Consider the following 17,283-nt stretch of genomic DNA (forward strand, 5'->3'; position numbering starts at 1 on the left):
CGCCTGAACCGCTTCGGTATTGCGGCCCGGGAGCATTGCCGGAATCATGGTGCTCCCGCCCCGACCGGAGAACGACCATGCGTCCCATCCGCTCCAGCCTAGCCCTCGCCGCGGTTTTCGCCGCACTTGCCGGCGGTTGCGCCACCACCCCGACCGGCCGCAGCCAGCTGATCCTGGTCGACGATTCGGCGATGGACCGCATGGGCGCCAGCGCCTTCGACCAGATCAAGACCAGCGGCCGCCTGGCCAACGACCCGGCGGCCAACCGCTACGTGCGCTGCGTGGCCGAGGCCCTTGTGCGGGTCCTGCCCACCCACGAGCGCCAGCAGGCCTGGGAGGTGGTGGTCATCCAGGACGACAGCCCGAACGCCTTCGCCCTGCCCGGTGGCAAGGTCGGCGTGCACACGGGCCTGTTCAAGGTCGCCACCAACCAGGACCAGCTGGCCGCGGTGATCGGCCACGAAATGGGCCACATGGCCTCGCGCCACGCCGCCGAACGGGTCTCGCAGCGTTATGCCGCCGATGCCGCGTTGCAGGCGCTCAATGCCGCCACCGGCGGCGAGCGCCAGCAGTTGCTGGGCCTGTTGGGCGTGGGTGCGCAGGCCGGCGTCCTGCTGCCGTTCTCGCGCCAGCACGAGGTCGAGGCGGACGTGCTCGGCCAGCGTTACATGGCCCTGGCCGGCTTCAACCCCGAAGGCGCGCCTGCGGTGTGGGAAAACATGATTCGCGCCACCAGCGGCAACCGCCCGCCGGCATGGCTCTCGACCCATCCGGACCCAGCGCAGCGCGTGCAGTCGCTGCGCGCGTCGGCGCCCGGGCTCATGGCCACCTACCAGCAGGCCCGCGCGGCAGGCCGCAATCCCAACTGCCGCTGACCCGGCGAGGACACCGACCCCATGTACCTTTGGACCAAGCTGTTCCACGTATTGTTCGTCATTGCCTGGATGGCGACGGTCTTCTACCTGCCGCGCTTCCTGGTGAACCTGGCCGAGGTGGGCGAACAGCCGGCGGTGCGCGAGCGCCTGGCGCTGATGGGCAAGCGCCTGTACCGGTTCGGCCACGTGATGTTCGGCATCGCCTTCGTGCTGGGGCTCACCCTGTGGATGCACTTCGACCGGTCGGGCGGCTGGCTGCACGCGAAGCTGACGGTGGTGGCGCTGATGCTGGCGCACTTCATCATCACCGGCCGCTGGCTCAAGCGTGCCGCCGCGGGCGGCGCGCTGCCTTCGCCCACCACCCTGCGCTGGTACAACGAAATCCCGCTGCTGCTGACCATCGCCATCCTATGGCTGGTCTACTTCAAGCCCTTCTGAGCCTTCCACAGCCAAGCCCCATTCACAGGACGTTTCTGCCGACGGGTTGCAGGGTCAGGCGCGGCGGCGCTGGTGCAGTTCCCGCCAGGCGACGACGGCCAGGGTGATGGCGGTCAGCGGGATGACGACCGTGCGCATCACCCAGGTGTATTCGTCCAGGCTGGCGTGGTCCTGGGCCCAGAGCACCAGGTAGGTCACGTAGAACGCGTAGTAGGCCAGGAACAGCGCGCCTTCCCAGCGCGCGATCAGGTGGCCGGTGAAGAGCACGGGCAGGCAGGCCAGTGAAACGGCGAACATCACCGGCAGGTCGAAGGCCAGCAGTGCCGACGGAACGCCCAGGCCGTCCGGCGCCACCAGGGCGCTGAAGCCCAGCACGCAGACCAGGTTGAAGATGCAGCTGCCCATCACGTTGCCCACCGCGATGTCGCGTTCGCCGCGCGCCGCGGCAATCACCGACGTCGCCACTTCCGGAAGCCCGGTGCCGGCGGACACGATGGTCAGGCCGATCACCATCGGGCTGACGCCGAGCAGCGTCGCGAACTCGATCGCCGCCTGCACCATCCAGCGCGAGCCGGCCACCAGCATCACCAGGCCCACGACCATCAGCAGCAGCTGCACCCAGAGCTTGGACAGCAGCGGCGAGTCGGCCCCGGTCACCAGCCCGTCCTCGAGTTCGGCGGGTGGCGACGTGCGGCCGATGCGGTAGAGCAGGCCCGTGTAGGCCAGCAGCAGGGCGACCAGGACCGCGCCATCGAGGAAGGAAATCTCGCGGTCTAGCGACATCCAGCCCACCAGCAGGCACAGGCCGACCAGGATCGGCACTTCCTGGCGCACCAGCTGCCGGTCGACGACCAGCGGCGCCACCAGGGCCGACAGGCCCAGGATGAAAAGCACGTTGAAGATGTTGCTGCCGACCACGTTGCCCAGGGCCAGGTCGGTTTGCCCGTCCAGCGCCGCCATCACCGAGATGGCCAGCTCCGGTGCGCTGGTGCCGAACGACACCACCGTCAGGCCGACGACCAGGGGCGCGATGCCCAGCGACAGGGACAGGCGCGAGGCGCCACGAACCATCAGATCGGCGCCCAGGATCAGCAGCGCCAGGCCAACGAGGAAGAGCAGGATCGTCATGGGGGCTCCAGGGTCGGGCCGTCATTATCGCGCAACGATGTGTTCCTGCCGGTGACGAAGTGGGTGACCCGGGCCCCGGCCGCCGCTATGTTCGGCACTTGATCCCCCGTCTGGTCGAGCCCATGGCCCTGGTGAACCGCTGGTTCCGCATTCCCTTCTGGCAGCGCGTGCTGGCCGGCTTCGTGCTGGGCGCCCTGGCCGGCTGGCTGATGGGCGAGGCCGCCGGGACCTGGTTGCAGCCCCTGGGCAGCCTGTACGTGACGATGATCAAGATGATCGCGACGCCGCTGGTGTTCTTCGCGGTGATCAACGCCGTCTCCAGCCTGGTCGGGCAGGAGTCGATCGCCGCCCTGGGCGGCCGCACCTTCCTGTGGTTCGCGCTGACGGCGGCCCTTGCCGTGGTGGTCGGCCTGGGCACGGGCTGGCTGATGCAGCCGGGCGCGGGGCTGGGCGAGCTGGCGATGGCGCCCGACTACCAGGTCCGGGAGGTGCCCGGGCCGGTGCAGGTGCTGCTGGACGTGGTGCCGGCCAATCCGTTCCGGGCGCTGGCCGATGGCCAGATCCTGCAGGTGATCTTTTTCGCCGGCCTGCTGGGCTTCGCCCTGGTGAAGCTGGGGCGCCGGACGCTGCGGCTGCGCAAGCTCGCCGGCGAGGCCAGCGAGCTGATGATCCAGGTCACGCGCTTCGTGCTCGAGTTCACGCCGATCGGCACCTTCGGCCTGATCGGCGCCCTGGTCGGCACCTATGGCTTCGAGCGGCTGCTGCCGCTGGGCGGCTTCGTGCTGGCCATCTACCTGGCCTGCGCGGTGCACATCGTGGTGGTCTATGGCGGCCTGCTCGCGGCCCACGGCCTGAGCCCGCTGAAGTTTTTCCGCGGCGCCGCGCCGGCGATGCAGGTGGCGTTCGCGACTTCGTCCAGCTTCGCCGCGTTGCCGGCGGCGCTGCGGGCGACCGTGCACAACCTGGGCGTGAAGCCCGAGTACGCCGCCTTCGCGGTGCCGCTGGGCGCCAGCATCAAGATGGACGGCTGTGGTGCGATCTTCCCCGCGCTCACCTCGGTGTTCATCGCCCAGTATTTCGGCATCGAGCTCAGCCTCACCCAGTACTTCATCATCCTGCTCGCCTCGGTGCTCGGCAGCTTCGGCACCGCCGGCGTGCCGGGCACGGCGGTGGTGATGGCGACAGTGGTGCTCAGTTCGGCCGGCCTGCCACTGGAGGGCCTGGGGTACCTGATCGCCATCGACCGCATCCTGGACATGATGCGGACCATGACCAACGTCACGGGCCAGATGCTGGTGCCGGTGCTGGTGGCGCGCGAGAAGGGCCTGCTGGACCTCGATGCCTACCGCAACGCCGGCAGCAACCTGGGCATGGAGGCGGGCGAAGCCGGGCGATGACGGCTTCGTTACCTTCGCCACGGGGCCGTGGCCGGGCCAGGCGCTAATCTGCCCGCTTGCCCCGGAAGCGAGTTCCCCGATGACCCCCAAAACACGACGCCGGCTGGCCCTCGGCCTGCTGCTGGCACTGCCCGTCCTGGCCCAGGCATCGGATCGCTGGCAGATCCCGGTGCACACACGGACCCTCGACAACGGCCTGACGGTGGTCGTCTCGCCCGACGACAGCGCCCCGGTGGTGGGCGTGAGCGTGGTCTACAAGATCGGTTCCCGCCAGGAGCCGCGCAACCGCAGCGGCTTCGCGCACCTGTTCGAGCACCTGATGTTCGAAGGCACGCCGGTGGCCGGCGAGGGCGTGTTCGACCGGGTCATCACCTCCGGCGGTGGTCGCAACAACGGCTCCACCCGTTCGGACTTCACCAACTACATCGAGGTCGCCCCCGCCTCCGCGCTCGAGCCGATCCTGTGGCTCGAAGCCGACCGCATGACGACGCTGGACTTCAACGAGCGCACGCTCGCCAACCAGCAGGACGTGGTCAAGGAAGAGATCCGCGTCAACGTCGAGAACCAGCCCTACGGCGGCTTCATGTGGCTCGACATCAACCAGGCGGCGTTCCAGAAGTGGGAAAACAACCACGACGACTACGGCAGCTTCGAGGACCTGGAAAGCGCCACCGTCGAGGACGTCGCCGCCTTCCATCGTGATTTCTACGGTCCCAACAACGCCGTGCTTTCCATCGCCGGCGACGTGACCGCGGAGCAGGGCTTCGCGCTCGCACAGAAATATTTCGGGCACATCGCCGCCCGGCCCACGCCGGCGCGACCGGATGTCTCCGAGCCCATCAACACCGGTGAGAAGCAGCTCACCCAGTCCGACGCGCTGGCCCAGGTGCCGGCACTGGCCGTGGGCTGGAAGATCGCCGACCGCGGCAGCGAGGACCACGCGCCCATCGTCGTGCTGGCCGAGGTGCTGGCCGGTGGCGACGCGTCGCGCGTCTACCAGGGCCTGGTCAAGGGGCGGGAGATGGCCGTCAACGGCGAATACCTGTTCGGCCTGTCCAGTCCCTGGGAGTTCGACGGGCCGACCCTGCTGACGCTGTTCGCGCTTTACAAGCCCCAGTACACGGCCGACCAGCTGCTGGCGGCCCTGGACGAGGAAATCGCCCGCATCGCCCGCGACGGCGTGTCCGACGAGGAGCTGGCACGGGTGAAGACGCGCATGCTGGCCGACTGGAACAACGGCATGGAAAGTTTCCTCGACCGCGCCGACACGCTGGCGCGCCTGCAGGCGATCTGGGGCGACGCCGACGTGGCCAACCAGATCCCGGGCTGGATCGACGCGGTCGATTCGAAGGACTTGCAGCGCGTCAGCGCGAGGTACCTCACCGCGAAAAACCGCACCGTGATCGACCGCAAGCCGGCCGCGATGCTCGAAGCGGCCGCCGGCCAGGAGTAAGCCCATGAAACTGCACAAATCCCTGGCACTCGCGATCTTCTGCGCCACGCTTGCGCCGGTCGCCTTCGCCGACGAGGCGATCCGGCTTCCGGACGCGCTGCCTGCCTTCGCCCCCGACAAGCCGATGCCGGTGCCCCAGGTCGCGCGCCATGCGCTGGGCAACGGCCTGCAGGTGTGGGTCGTGCCGCGCGACGGCGTGCCGCGGGTGGACTACGTGCTGGCGTTCCGCCATGCCGGGCTCGCCGCCGACGCCGCCGACACACCGGCTTTCGCCTCGATGCTGGCGGGACTGCTGGCCGAAGGCACCGCCACGCGCGATTCCCGCGGCATCGCCGAGGCCGCGCAGGGCATGGGCGGTTCGGTCGGCGCCTACGCAAGCAACGACGCGCTGGTGGTGAACGCCAATGCCCTGCCTTCGCACGCCGGCGGGATGGCGGCGTTGCTGGCCGAACTGGTGCGCTCGCCCAGTTTCCCCGAAAAGGAAATCGAACTGGCGCGTGCCAACGCCGTGCAGGGGCTGAAGGCGAACGAAGCCCAGCCCAGCTTCCGCGCCGAACGCACCCTGCTGCCGGCGCTGTATGGCGACCACGCCTACGCGCGCACCCTGGCGACCGAAGAAGGCCTGGCCGCCATCGACCGGGAACGGCTGGTCGCCGAACACGCACGACGCCTGCGACCGGACAACGCGCTGCTGGTGGTCGCCGGCCGCATCGACGAGGCCGCGGCCCTGGCCCTGGCCAAGCAGCACTTCGGCGACTGGCAGGCCAGCGGCGAGGCGCCCCCGCCCACGCCGCCAGCGCGCACCGGCGCCGTGCCGACCCGCAGGCTGCTGCACCGCGAGGGCAGCGTGCAGTCGACGCTGCGCATCGGCCGGCCGGCCGTGCGCGCCACCCATCCCGACCAGGTGCCGCTGCAGCTTGCGAGCACGGTGTTGGGCGGCAGCTTCAGCAGCCGGCTGATGCAGAACCTGCGCGAGGAGAAGGGCTATACCTACGGCGCCGGCGTCGGCCATCGCCGGCTTGCGGCTGGCGGGGCCCTGGTGTCCTACGCCGATGTCCGCAACGAAGTGACCGGTGCCGCCATCGGCGAGGTCTTCACCGAATTCGAGCGCCTGGGCAACCAGCCCGTGCCGGCGCACGAGTTGGAAATGAACAAGCGTTACGTCGCCGGCAGCTACCTGGTGTCCAACCAGATGCAGCGTTCGGTCGCCGGCACCCTGGCCTCGTACTGGCTGGTGGGCCTGCCCCCGGAATACATCGGCGAGTTCGTGCCGCGGATCCGCGAAGTGACCGCCGAACAGGTGCAGGCCATGGGCCGCAAGTACTTCCAGCCGGCGCAGCAGTCGGTCGTGGTGGTCGGCGACAAGGCCGTGCTGGACCAGCTGGGCCAGTTCGGGGAATTCACCCAGGCCGAATGATCCACGCACGCGCATGAAAAAAGGCCGCCCGATGGGCGGCCTTTTTCCTGGCGGGACGGCGGATCAGCGTGCGCTGTCGGTCGTGCCCTGGCGACGCTCGCCGCCGCCGCGCGGGCCGTGGCCCTTGGGGCCGGCGTGGGCGTGGCGTTCACCGCCCCCGGCATGCGGGCGACGACCGCGCGGCGGGGCGCCTTCGCGACGCGGCGGCGGGCGGTTGCCGGCCGGGCGGCCGCGGGTCGGGTTGTCGTTGCCCATGCGGATACCCCGGGTCGGAACGTAACCCTCGACTTCGACCAGGGCGATGTCGGCCTTGAGCACGCGCTGGATGGCGCGCAGCAGGCCGCCCTCGTCCTGGCTGACCAGCGAAATCGCTTCGCCGCTGGCGCCGGCGCGGCCGGTGCGGCCGATCCGGTGCACGTAGTCCTCGGCGACCATCGGCAGATCGAAGTTGATCACCAGCGGCAGCAGCGGGATATCGAGGCCGCGGGCGGCGACGTCGGTGGCGACCATCACGCGGGCCTGACCCGACTTGAAGTCGCGCAGGGCTTTCAGGCGCTGGCCCTGGCTCTTGTTGCCGTGGATGGCGACGGCGCTGATGCCGGACTTTTCGAGCTGCTCGGCCAGGCGGTTGCAGCCGTGCTTGGTGCGGCCGAAGACCAGGATCTGGTCCTGGTGGCGCTTGGAAAGGATCTCGATCAGCAGCTCGCGCTTGCGCGAGGCGTCCACCGGGTGCACGACGTGAGTGACGCTGGCGGCCGTGGCGTTGACCGGCGTCACCTGCACCTGGTGCGGGTTGCGCAGGAACTCGAGCGCCAGCTTCTTGATCGATTCCTCGAACGTCGCCGAGAACAGCATGGTCTGGCGCTGCTTGGGCAGGGCCGACAGCACGCGCTTGATCGCCGGCAGGAAGCCCATGTCGAGCATGCGGTCGGCTTCGTCGAGCACCAGCACTTCGACCTGGGACAGGTCGACGGTGCGCTGCTGCAGATGGTCGAGCAGGCGGCCCGGGCAGGCCACCAGGACATCGACGCCGCGGCGCAGGGCTTCGATCTGCGGCTGCATGCCGGCGCCGCCGTAGACGGTGGCGGTGTTCATGCGCAGGTGCTTGCCGTAGGTGCGCAGGCTGTCGTTGACCTGCACGGCCAGCTCGCGGGTCGGTGCCAGCACCAGCGCACGCGGCTTGCGCGGCCCGCGCATCGGGCCGGCCTGGGCCAGGCGATGCAGCAGCGGCAGCGCGAACGCGGCGGTCTTGCCGGTGCCGGTCTGGGCGCCGCCCATCAGGTCATGGCCGGCCAGGGCCAGCGGGATGGCTTCGGCCTGGATCGGGGTGGGGGTGGTGTAGCCGACGTCCGACAGCGCGCGGACGAGCTCGGGCGCAAGCCCAAGGGACTGGAAATTCATCAATTGCTCCGTGGTGTAACCCGGAGCGTTCCCTGAAACCGCGCAACGAGTCTTGCTTCTGATTGTTCGCCGGGCCAGGAGGGCCGGGCGTGTTTGCGCAACGAAAGGCGTGCGGAGTGGGGCCTGGCCAGGCGGCAAGCAGGGCTTGGGCCGGGCGGCGGGGCATACCGGGGGAAAACGGTCAGCCGGTGCAGCAAACGCCGCGAACTGTACGCTAAGCGCGGCGTTGGGACCATCCCTGGCCTTTGGCAGGTGAACGCGCCGTTCAGGCTGGCGTACGATGCCGGCATGAAGATCAGCTTCGAACTCGAGCCCGGCGACATCGATCGTTTCCACGAGGCCCTCGCGCGCGCCGAGCGCCGGGTGGCCTGCGCCGAGGAGTGCGACATCGTCGCCGCGGCGCGCCACAGCCTGCAGACCCTGCCCATCGAAACGGCCCCCGGATACATCCGGCGCCGCCTGCTGCAGGTGGTCGAGCTGGTGGAGATGCTCGAGGACGAGGCCTGGGCCCTGCCGCAGGTCGAGCGGGCGGAAGTCCTGAAGCTGTTGGCCTACTTCAGCGACCCGGAGGACCTGATCCCGGACGACGTCGCGGTGATCGGCCTGCTCGACGACGCGATCATGCTCGAGCTGCTCATGCGCGACATCCGCCACGTGGTGGCGGCCTATGATGATTTCCGCGATGCCCGTGAGACCATGGGTCCGGCCAGCGACGAAGCCGGGCGCATCGCCAGGGCGCGTGAGCTGGCCCGGCGCCGCGACCAGCTGCAGGCCCGCATGCGACGCCGACGCGTGCGCGACTCGGTGTCCCGGGCCGGCAAGGCCGGCATCAGCGCCTGAATTCCCGGAGGACGAGCCATGAGCGGCGAACAGCGTGAACTCACCTTCCGGTTCCTGGCCGAACCCACCGACGTCAATTACGGCGGCAAGGTGCACGGCGGCGTGGTCATGAAATGGATAGACCAGGTCGGCTATGCCGCCGCGGTGGGCTGGGCCGGCCGCTACAGCGTCACCGTCGCCGTGGGCGGCATCCGCTTCGTGGCGCCCATCCGCACTTCGGACATGGTCACCGTCAGCGCCAAGCTGGTCTACACCGGCACGAGCAGCATGCATTTCTACGTCGACGTCTTCGCGCGCGACCCGATGACCGACGACGAAGGCCGCCTGTGCACGCACTGCATGATCGTCTTCGTCGCGCTCGACGGCCCCGAGGGCAAGCCGGTGACGGTGCCGCCCTGGACACCCGCCGACGAGTCCGACCAGCGCCTGGCCGACTACGCGCTCAACGTGATGTCGCTGAGCAAGGACATCGAACAGGCCGTTGCCCAGATCAACGGATGAGCCCGATCCACCACGCCCGGCGCTGGCTGTGGCTGCTGCTGGCCTACCTGGCGCTGGGCCTCGGCATCCTGGGCATTTTCCTGCCCGGGCTGCCGACCACGCCCTTCATCCTGGTCGCGGCCTACGCCGCCGCACGCGGATCCAAGCGCCTGCACGACAGGCTGCTGGCGCACCGGACCTTCGGGCCGATGATCCGGGACTGGCAGGCGACCGGTGCGGTCTCGCGGCGCGCGAAATATTGGGCGATCGGCATGATGGCGGCGAGCAGCCTCATCATGTTCGCCACGGCGCCCCGGTGGTGGATGGCGGCGACCGGCACCGGTGTGATGGCGGTGGTGGCGGTCTGGCTGTGGCTGCGGCCCGAGCCCGCGCCCGGCCCACCTGCGGGCTGATCCCGGCGCGCTAGTCCAGGATGCGGCGTGCGCCGGCGTAGTGGCGGCTCCAGTAAGGGCCGTCCAGGCGGTCCAGGCGCACCGTGCCGCCCGTGCTTGGCGCGTGCACGAAGCGTCCCTCGCCGACGTAGATGCCGACGTGGAACACCGTGCCCTTGTCGCTGAAGAGCACCAGGTCGCCCGCGGCCAGGCGGTCGCGCGGGGGCTTGCTGGCGTCGTAGCGGGCGAGGTCGCGGGTGGTGCGCGGCAGGTAGATGCGGGCGGCGTCCAGGAAGACGAAACCGACCAGGCCGCTGCAGTCGAAGCCGCCTTCGGGCGTGTTGCCGCCCCAGCGATACGGCGTGCCTACCAGGCCCAGCGCCCGCATCAGCACCTCGTTGGCGAGCCGGGGGTCGGCAGGCGCCACGTCCACCACCTGCAAGCCACCGGTGCCGCCCGCGCCGGCCGTGCCACGCTTGGGCGACGAGCCGCAGCCCACCAGCAGGGCCGCCAGCAGCAGGGCAACCGCCGCGACGAGGCCGGAAGCTGGCGCCGGGCGGACCGGGCCGGGATAATGCGCGTTCGCTTTCACGGGCCCAGTGTGCCCCATCCCCGCCGGTGCAGTCACCGGCCCTTTCCCAGGTTCCCCATGAAGATCGAAAAAAATCGCGTCGTCCGCTTCCACTACACCGTTTCCGAGCCGGGCCAGGCGCCTGCCGAAACCTCGCGTGACCGCGAGCCGATGGCGATCCTGGTCGGCCACGGCAACATCATCCCGGGCCTGGAGGCCGCGATGATGGACAAGGCCGAAGGCGATTCCTTCGAGGTCACGGTGGGTCCGGACGAAGCCTATGGCGAACGTCGCGAAAACTTCGTGCAGCGCGTTCCCAAGAAGCACCTGCGCAATGCCCGCGTGCGTCCGGGCGACCAGATCGTGCTGGAAACGTCGATGGGCCCGCGTGCGGTCACCGTCGTCAAGGTCGGCGCCACCGTCGTGGACGTGGACCTGAACCACCCGATGGCCGGCAAGACCCTGGTCTTCCAGGTCGAGATCGTCGGCGTCCGCGATGCCGAGGCGGTCGAGGTCGAGCACGGCCACGTGCACGGCGATGGCGGCGTCGAACACTGAATCGGGATACATTCGGGGCGGGGCGGGGAGGCCCCATGCCATGACCCAGACAAGCGAGCTGGCGCCGGTCACCGGCGCCGAACGAATCCAGGCTCTCGACGCCATCCGCGGTTTTGCGCTGCTGGGCATCCTGCTGATGAACATCGAAGGCATGGTGGGGCCCCTGATGGCCTCCATGACCGGCCTGAACCCGGCGCTGTCCGGGGCCGACCGCTGGGTCGATGGCGCGATCTACCTGCTGGTGCAGGGCAAGTTCTTCCCGCTGTTCTCGATGCTGTTCGGCATGGGCTTCGCGATCATGCTGGCCAGGGCCCAGGCGGCCGGCCGGCCGTTCTTCGGCGTCTACCTGCGCCGGGTGCTGGCCTTGCTGGTGATCGGGCTGCTGCATGCCCTGCTGGTGTGGTCGGGCGACATCCTGGTCACCTACGCGTTGATGGGCCTGCTGTTGCTGCTTTTTTTCCGTAATACGCCGCAATCGCGGCTGCCCAAGTGGGGCATCGCGCTGATCCTGTTGCCGGCCGTGTTCACCCTGGGCCTGGGTTTGCTGGGCACCGCCCTGCAGTCGCTGCCCGAAGAGGCCAGCGCCGAGTTCAACCGGGCGCTGGCCGAGCAGTCGCAGCAGATGGCGGCTCTGGTCCAGGCCCAGCGCGAGGCCTATGGCAGCGGTGGTTTCGCCGAGGCGACCGCGCAGCGACTGGATGATTTCCTGAGCATGATGGGTTTCCTGGTCATCTATGGCGCCTTCATCCTGGGTCTGTTCCTGGTGGGGGCCTGGTTCGCGCGCAGCGGCGCGATCGCACGCCCGGCCGAACACGCCCGGCTGTTCACGCGGCTGCGCTGGGTGGCGCTGCCGGTGGGCCTGGCGATGGTGCTGGTGTCGTTCTGGCTCGAGCCGACGATGGATTTCGGCCGGCTCGACCTGCGTGCGTCCACCGCGCAGGTGCTGCAGATGCTCGGCGGCGCGGTGATGGCGGTTTCCTACCTGGCCTGGGTGGTGCACGGCCTGCATTCGGCGGCGGCGGGGCGGCTGCTGGGGTTGCTGGGCCCGGCAGGGCGCATGGCGCTCACGAACTACCTGCTGCAGTCGCTGGTCGCCACCTTCATCTTCTTCGGTTACGGCCTGGGCTACTTCGAGCAGCTGCCGCGGGCCTGGCAGCCGGTGTACGTGTTCGGCTTCTTCGCCCTGCAGGTGGCGCTGAGCCACTGGTGGATGGCGCGCTTCCGCTTCGGCCCGGCCGAGTGGGCCTGGCGCGCCGCTACCTACCTGAGCCTGCCGCCGATGCGCCGAGGGTAAACTGCGCGGCATGAGCCACGACGCGGATGTCCTGGTGCTGGGTGCGGGCGTGGTTGGCCTGGCCTGCGCCCATTACCTGCTCAGCGAAGGGCGGTCGGTGCGCGTGCTCGACGCCGGCAAGGTCGGCGGTGCCACGTCCTGGGGCAACTGCGGCACGCTCACGCCCAGCCATGCGGCGCCGCTGGCGGCACCCGGCATGGTGGCCCAGGCGCTGGGCTGGATGCTCCGGCCCGACGCGCCGCTTTACATCAAGCCGCGTTGGGATCCGCCGCTGGCCCGCTGGCTGGGCAAGGTGGCGGGCCGCTGCAACCCACGCCACTGGCGCGAAAGCGGCATGGCCAAGGGTGCACTCCTGAAATACTCGCGGGTGCTGGTCGAAGACCTGGTCTACGGCCAGGGCCTGGACTGCGGCTTCGAAGCCAGCGGCCTGCACTACGTGTTCCTGACCCCGAAGGCGCTCGCGCACCAGCAGCGCGAACTGCCCCTGCTGGCCGAACTGGGCATCGCCGCGCGCGTGATCGACGGCGACGCACTGGTGGCGGACGAGCCAGCGCTGAAGCCGGGGCTGGCCGGCGCCATCCATTTCCCGGGCGACGCCCACCTGCGCCCGGACCGCTTCACCGCCGAGCTGGCCCGCATCGTGCGCGAGGCCGGCGGCGTGATCGAAGAAGACGTGCGGGTGTCCGGTTTCGAACGCGGACGCAATGGCATCGAGGCGGTGCAGACCAGCGAAGGTCGGCGCTCGGCCGGCAAGGTGCTGGTGGCCATGGGGGCATGGTCGGCGGGATTCGCCGACAACCTGGGCCTGAACATCCCCATCCAGCCGGGCAAGGGCTATTCGATCAGCTACGACCGCCCGACCATCGCGCCGCGCCGGCCGCTGGTGCTCAAGGAGCGCAGCGTCTGCGTCACGACCTGGGACGATGGCTACCGCCTGGGCAGCACCATGGAATTCAGCGGCTTCGATGACACGCCCAACCCCAGGCGACTGGCCGCCCTCGAGCGCGGCGCCGCCCGATACCTGGTCGAACCCACGGGCCCGGCGCGACGCGACGCCTGGCACGGTTGGCGTCCGATGACCTGGGACGACCTGCCGATCCTGGGCCGGGCGCCAGGCCACAACAACCTGTTCCTGGCCACCGGCCACGGCATGATGGGCGTCGGCATGAGCGCGGGCACGGGCCGGCTGATGGCCGACCTGATGACCGGCCGCACGCCGGCGATCGACGCGACGCCGTACGCACCGACGCGCTTCGCCGGCTAGACTGCAGGCATGAGCGACGTATTCAGCCTCCACCGCGGCGAGCTGCCGCTGCTGGTCAGCCTGCCGCACGACGGCATCGCCCTGCCCGAGGACGTCGCCGCGCGGGTCACGGACGCGGCCCGCGGCGTGCCCGACACCGACTGGTACGTGAGCCGGCTCTACGATTTCGCCCGCGCGCTCGGGGCATCGGTGCTGGTTCCGAACTACTCGCGCTACGTGGTCGACCTCAACCGGCCGCCGGACGATGTCTCCCTGTATCCGGGCCAGAACACCACCGGGCTGTGTCCGGTGCGTCGATTCACGGGGGATCCGGTGTACCTGCCTGGCCAGGAACCAAGCCCCGACGAAGTCGCGACGCGGATCGAGCGTTATTGGCGGCCCTACCACGACGCCCTGGCCGAAGAGCTCCAGCGACTGCGCCGGGCGCATGGTCGCGTCGTGCTGTGGGAAGGCCATTCGATCCGGAGCGTCGTGCCTTTCCTGTTCGAGGGCCGGTTGCCGGACCTCAACCTGGGCACCGCGGCCGGCGAAAGTTGCCGAACCGACACCCAGGTGCGCCTGGAATCGGTGCTGGCCTCGCAGGGTGATTACACCTGGGTGGCCAATGGCCGCTTCAAGGGCGGCTACATCACGCGCCATTATGGCCAGCCCGCGCAGGGCGTCGAGGCCATCCAGCTGGAGATCGCCCAGTCCTGCTACATGGACGAAGACGCCGGGCGCTACGAGTCCGGACGGGCGGAGCGGCTGCAGCCCTTGCTGTCGTCGCTGTTGCGCGCATCCCTGGGCTGAGCGGCGGCGGGCAGGGCCGGGTGCCTGAGCGCCACCGGGGGCGTGCAGGCGGGCATGGGCGCATCCGGGGTCGTCGCTGGCGCGCTCCGCTCGACCGGGCCGGCGGCCTGGCCTTCGCCGGCCTGCAGGCCCACCGCCAACGCCACCGCGAGGAACAGCACCAGCAGGCGCAGCACGATGCCGTGCTTGCGCGGCAGGGATTGCGTCCTGGGCAGCATGGGATCGATCACCGCTGGCGCCTCGCACCGATGTCGACGCGGGTGGTGTCGCGGACACGGACGTCGATGGCACGCTCGCCGTTTTCCCCTTCCAGGAACCAGGGCAGGGGCAGGTTGTCCGGCACCACTTCCAGGGTGTGCGCGCCGGTGGCGACACGCGGGAATTCGAACTCACCCTGGCTGTCGGTGCGCACGGCGTAGCGGCCGTCGAGCAGTACCGTGACGTTGGCCGCCGGCAGCTCCGACGCCGACCGCTCGCCGTCGCCGTTTTCGTCCAGGAACACGCTGCCGGTGACGGACCCGGCGGCCATGCCCGGCGCACCGCCGAGCACGCCGGCGCTGGTGCCGGCCTGACGCTCGTAACGAAGGCTCAGGAAAACAGATCGGTCGCGCGGCAGGGAAACGAAGGCCTGTTCGGTGGCCAGCGGATCGATGATGAAGGGCGAGCGCTGCGAACCCTGGTTCTCGTAGATCGTCGCCACCAGCGACCAGTGGCTGGAGACGCGCCAGGCCAGGTTGAGGTTCAGGTCGGCGCCGCGGAAGGCGTCGCCCTCGGTCCAGCGTGCCGTGCCATCGAGGGTGATCCGCGAGCCCAGGTCGATGCCGCCATAGGCTGACAGGGACGCGACGCCGCTGGCGGCCTCGCCCTCGTAGGACACTTCGCCGTAAGAGGCGGTGAGGCTGAGCCGTCGGCCCTGGCGCAGCGGCAGCGACTGGTCGACGCTCAGTTCCCAACTGTCGTCGTCATCGCCGGCTCCCCGCGAATGCAGGTGTTCGAACTGCAGCCGGCTCTGGCCCCAGCGGGTGGTCTTGTCGACGAACCACAGGGCCGAGAGGGCGTCCTGGGCACGCGAGCTGCGAAGGGCCAGGTTGCCGCCGTAGCCCATGGATGCCGTTGCCTGGAAGCGCGCGAAGGCCGTGCCGTACCAGCCGTCGAAACTGTTGCCGGAAATGCTGGCGACCCGGTCCAGGCCCGCAGACCAGGACCAGCGGGCGTGCTGGTAGGCGACGCGGTAGTAGGCACCCCGGCTGTCGTTGTTGATCGGCTGCGCACCCCAGGCCAGGTCCGGCTCGAGGTTGAAGACGCCGTAGCGATGCGTATAGGCGCCGCGCATGTTGCGCACGTCCAGCCAGGCACCGGTCGCGCTGCCCAGGTAGCCGTCGCTGGCCTGCAGGTTGAGGTTGACGCCATTGCGCGCGTCCGACCAGGCGAGCGCGCCATGCAGGGCCTCGGTGCGGCCATCCTGGAAGAAGCTGCCGCCGAAATCGTCCGGGACGATCAGGCCGTCGGTGGCCAGCGCCGAAATCGCGGCGCGCCATCCCCGGGCGGGTTTGAACTGGAAGCTGGCGGTGCCGACATTGCCGTCGGCCACGTCGAAACCCACCACGCGGGCGCCGTTGAAGACGCCGGCCCGGCCCAGGGCGGCTTGCACGACCAGGTCTTCGCGGCCGCGCGTCCACTCCGTGCTGGCGCCGGCGAACGGCACCGTGGGCAGGAAGAAGCGGTGCTGTTCGCGGAGCAGGGACGGCGAGGGCGTGTTGAGCACGCCGATGCCGTTGTTGCCGCGCCAGCCGCCATCCAGGAACAGTCCACGCTGCCACAGGGTCGCGGTGCCACCGACATCGGAGGCGTCGTCGCGGCGGTCGGACTGGGTCAGCGTCGCATCCAGGGACAGCGTCCCGTGGTCCGCCGTTTCCCGGAAACCGCCGAAGCGCAGGCCGAACTCGTGGAAGGTGTCGTCGCCACGCTCGGTGCGGCTGGCGATCGCCTCGAAGGTGAACGAGCGCGGCAGGCCGCTGGGATCGAAGTCGATCTCCGGGTCGACCGGCAGCGGCGCCAGGTCCTCCGAAGCGATCACGTTGTCCGACCAGGGCTCGCCTTCCGGCTCGGGCGCCTGCACGAGCGGGCGCGCGGCCGCCGGCAAGGCGGCAAGCGCCAGCGCGATGCAGGCGGACAACTGCACCGCGGTAGGCAGGCGGGCGGGCGTCATCGGTCGGCGCTGACGTCGATGTCGATGGCGCGTCCGCGCCATTCGAGCTTTCCGGACACCTTCATCGGGAAGGCCAGCACGACGGGCTCGTCGTCGTTGACCACCGGATACAGCGGGATGTCGCGGGTGGCGCCGGGCAGGATGGGGTTGCCCGACGGGGTCAGGGTCCAGCGCTCGCCGGTCGCGTCGGTGGCATCGATGAAGCCCTCGAGGCGCCCATGCGCGGTGCCGGCGTTCTGGATGCGCAGCATCGGCATCGGCCGGCCGGCTTCTTCGACGACACCGCTGCCGACGACACGCAGGTCGGCGCGGGCATCGCCCACGTCCAGGTAAACGATGATGCCGATGCGTCCCGCCACCGGGACGGCCACGCCGGGGACCGGGGTCGGCTCGCCTTCGAACATCACGGCGAAGCGGCACTGCCGGCTGCCCGCATCCTGGGGTACCCGGACCTCGAAGCGGAAGCGTCGCTTGCCATTGGGCGGCACTTCGATCTCGGTGGCCTCCAGGGCGGTCCAGGGACGGCAGCTGTCCTCGGCGAGGGAGGCCTGGAAGGCCACGCCACCTTCCGCGTTGAGCGACCAGTCGGCGGTCGCCACGGTCAGGCGCAGTGGCACCGGGGCGATGTTGGAGATCTCGATGACCTCCCGGTAGACGTCGCCCGGCTTGGCGCGGTCCTCGAACCGCGGCGGCATGATCTGGGCCGAGAACTGCGCCTGCGCGAGGCCCGACAGGACCAACAGCGCCAGCAGGGCCAGGCAGCGGAGGGTCAAGGGC

The 17,283-nt window shown here is 69.9% G+C and carries 18 protein-coding genes; 12 read left to right on the plus strand and 6 right to left on the minus strand.

Going from position 1 to position 17,283, the window contains the following annotated elements; all coding sequences use genetic code 11:
* Positions 1-77 precede the first annotated feature (77 nt).
* Positions 78-875: a M48 family metallopeptidase gene (locus N788_RS07760; protein ID WP_034223182.1), complete on the plus strand. Its 798-nt coding sequence runs from the start codon at positions 78-80 to the stop codon at positions 873-875.
* 21 nt (positions 876-896) lie between these two features.
* Positions 897-1,313: a CopD family protein gene (locus tag N788_RS07765; RefSeq protein WP_034223184.1), complete on the plus strand. Its 417-nt coding sequence runs from the start codon at positions 897-899 to the stop codon at positions 1,311-1,313.
* Positions 1,314-1,367: 54 nt separating this feature from the next.
* Here N788_RS07765 and N788_RS07770 read toward each other — a convergent pair whose 3' ends face one another.
* Positions 1,368-2,441 (minus strand): calcium/sodium antiporter, encoded by a 1,074-nt coding sequence (locus N788_RS07770; protein WP_034223189.1) that lies wholly within the window; start codon positions 2,439-2,441, stop codon positions 1,368-1,370.
* A gap of 122 nt (positions 2,442-2,563) precedes the next feature.
* Between N788_RS07770 and N788_RS07775 the strand changes: the two genes are divergently transcribed.
* The 3 genes from N788_RS07775 to N788_RS07785 all read left to right on the plus strand — a co-directional run bounded on the left by N788_RS07775 (position 2,564) and on the right by N788_RS07785 (position 6,708).
* Complete coding sequence (locus N788_RS07775) at positions 2,564-3,838, plus strand: dicarboxylate/amino acid:cation symporter (RefSeq protein WP_034223192.1); 1,275 nt, start codon at positions 2,564-2,566, stop codon at positions 3,836-3,838.
* Between the two features lie 79 nt (positions 3,839-3,917).
* Entirely contained in the window at positions 3,918-5,291 is a 1,374-nt protein-coding gene (locus tag N788_RS07780; protein ID WP_051924483.1) for a M16 family metallopeptidase, read from the plus strand.
* 4 nt (positions 5,292-5,295) lie between these two features.
* Positions 5,296-6,708, plus strand: coding sequence for a M16 family metallopeptidase (locus N788_RS07785; RefSeq protein WP_034223195.1), 1,413 nt, complete (start codon positions 5,296-5,298; stop codon positions 6,706-6,708).
* Positions 6,709-6,771: 63 nt separating this feature from the next.
* On the opposite strand, the gene N788_RS07790 is transcribed toward N788_RS07785, so the two are convergent.
* Positions 6,772-8,109, minus strand: a complete 1,338-nt coding sequence (locus N788_RS07790; protein ID WP_051924484.1) for a DEAD/DEAH box helicase — start codon at positions 8,107-8,109, stop codon at positions 6,772-6,774.
* A gap of 288 nt (positions 8,110-8,397) precedes the next feature.
* On the opposite strand from N788_RS07790, the gene N788_RS07795 reads away from it, so the two are divergent.
* Genes N788_RS07795 through N788_RS07805 form a run of 3 tightly spaced genes read left to right on the plus strand, consistent with a single transcriptional unit; the run spans position 8,398 to position 9,842 of the window.
* On the plus strand, positions 8,398-8,949 hold the full coding sequence (locus N788_RS07795) for a YkvA family protein (RefSeq protein ID WP_034223198.1): 552 nt from the start codon (positions 8,398-8,400) through the stop codon (positions 8,947-8,949).
* Between the two features lie 18 nt (positions 8,950-8,967).
* Complete coding sequence (locus N788_RS07800; protein ID WP_034223201.1) at positions 8,968-9,450, plus strand: acyl-CoA thioesterase; 483 nt, start codon at positions 8,968-8,970, stop codon at positions 9,448-9,450.
* Positions 9,447-9,842 (plus strand): YbaN family protein, encoded by a 396-nt coding sequence (locus N788_RS07805; protein WP_034223205.1) that lies wholly within the window; start codon positions 9,447-9,449, stop codon positions 9,840-9,842. Before N788_RS07800 ends, N788_RS07805 begins: the two co-directional genes overlap by 4 nt.
* A gap of 10 nt (positions 9,843-9,852) precedes the next feature.
* Here N788_RS07805 and N788_RS07810 read toward each other — a convergent pair whose 3' ends face one another.
* Positions 9,853-10,413, minus strand: coding sequence for a C40 family peptidase (locus N788_RS07810; protein ID WP_244444104.1), 561 nt, complete (start codon positions 10,411-10,413; stop codon positions 9,853-9,855).
* Positions 10,414-10,470: 57 nt separating this feature from the next.
* Between N788_RS07810 and N788_RS07815 the strand changes: the two genes are divergently transcribed.
* Genes N788_RS07815 through hutG form a run of 4 tightly spaced genes read left to right on the plus strand, consistent with a single transcriptional unit; the run spans position 10,471 to position 14,297 of the window.
* Positions 10,471-10,950, plus strand: coding sequence for an FKBP-type peptidyl-prolyl cis-trans isomerase (locus tag N788_RS07815; RefSeq protein WP_034223211.1), 480 nt, complete (start codon positions 10,471-10,473; stop codon positions 10,948-10,950).
* Between the two features lie 40 nt (positions 10,951-10,990).
* A complete protein-coding gene (locus tag N788_RS07820) occupies positions 10,991-12,244 on the plus strand; it encodes a DUF418 domain-containing protein (RefSeq protein ID WP_034223214.1) in 1,254 nt (417 codons plus the stop codon).
* A 10-nt stretch (positions 12,245-12,254) separates the two neighbouring features.
* Positions 12,255-13,508 carry an NAD(P)/FAD-dependent oxidoreductase gene (locus N788_RS07825; protein ID WP_034223217.1) on the plus strand — a complete coding sequence of 418 codons (1,254 nt, stop codon included), beginning with the start codon at positions 12,255-12,257 and terminating at the stop codon, positions 13,506-13,508.
* A gap of 9 nt (positions 13,509-13,517) precedes the next feature.
* Complete coding sequence (gene hutG, locus N788_RS07830) at positions 13,518-14,297, plus strand: N-formylglutamate deformylase (protein ID WP_034223220.1); 780 nt, start codon at positions 13,518-13,520, stop codon at positions 14,295-14,297.
* Here hutG and N788_RS14680 read toward each other — a convergent pair.
* From N788_RS14680 to N788_RS07840, 3 genes are read right to left on the minus strand one after another with little or no spacing between them, the layout of a single operon-like run.
* The gene (locus tag N788_RS14680) at positions 14,228-14,527 is read right to left on the minus strand and encodes a hypothetical protein (RefSeq protein ID WP_152560423.1); all 300 of its coding nucleotides are present in this window, start codon (positions 14,525-14,527) and stop codon (positions 14,228-14,230) included. The two genes, hutG and N788_RS14680, sit on opposite strands and share 70 nt — an antisense overlap.
* On the minus strand, positions 14,524-16,506 hold the full coding sequence (locus tag N788_RS07835) for a carboxypeptidase-like regulatory domain-containing protein (protein ID WP_034223223.1): 1,983 nt from the start codon (positions 16,504-16,506) through the stop codon (positions 14,524-14,526). Before N788_RS07835 ends, N788_RS14680 begins: the two co-directional genes overlap by 4 nt.
* A complete protein-coding gene (locus N788_RS07840) occupies positions 16,503-17,279 on the minus strand; it encodes a hypothetical protein (protein ID WP_152560424.1) in 777 nt (258 codons plus the stop codon). The genes N788_RS07835 and N788_RS07840 overlap by 4 nt, the downstream gene beginning before the upstream one ends.
* Positions 17,280-17,283: the final 4 nt, after the last annotated feature.

Origin of the sequence: Arenimonas donghaensis DSM 18148 = HO3-R19, assembly GCF_000743535.1 — a bacterium.
GTDB classification, from domain to species: Bacteria; Pseudomonadota; Gammaproteobacteria; order Xanthomonadales; family Xanthomonadaceae; genus Arenimonas; species Arenimonas donghaensis.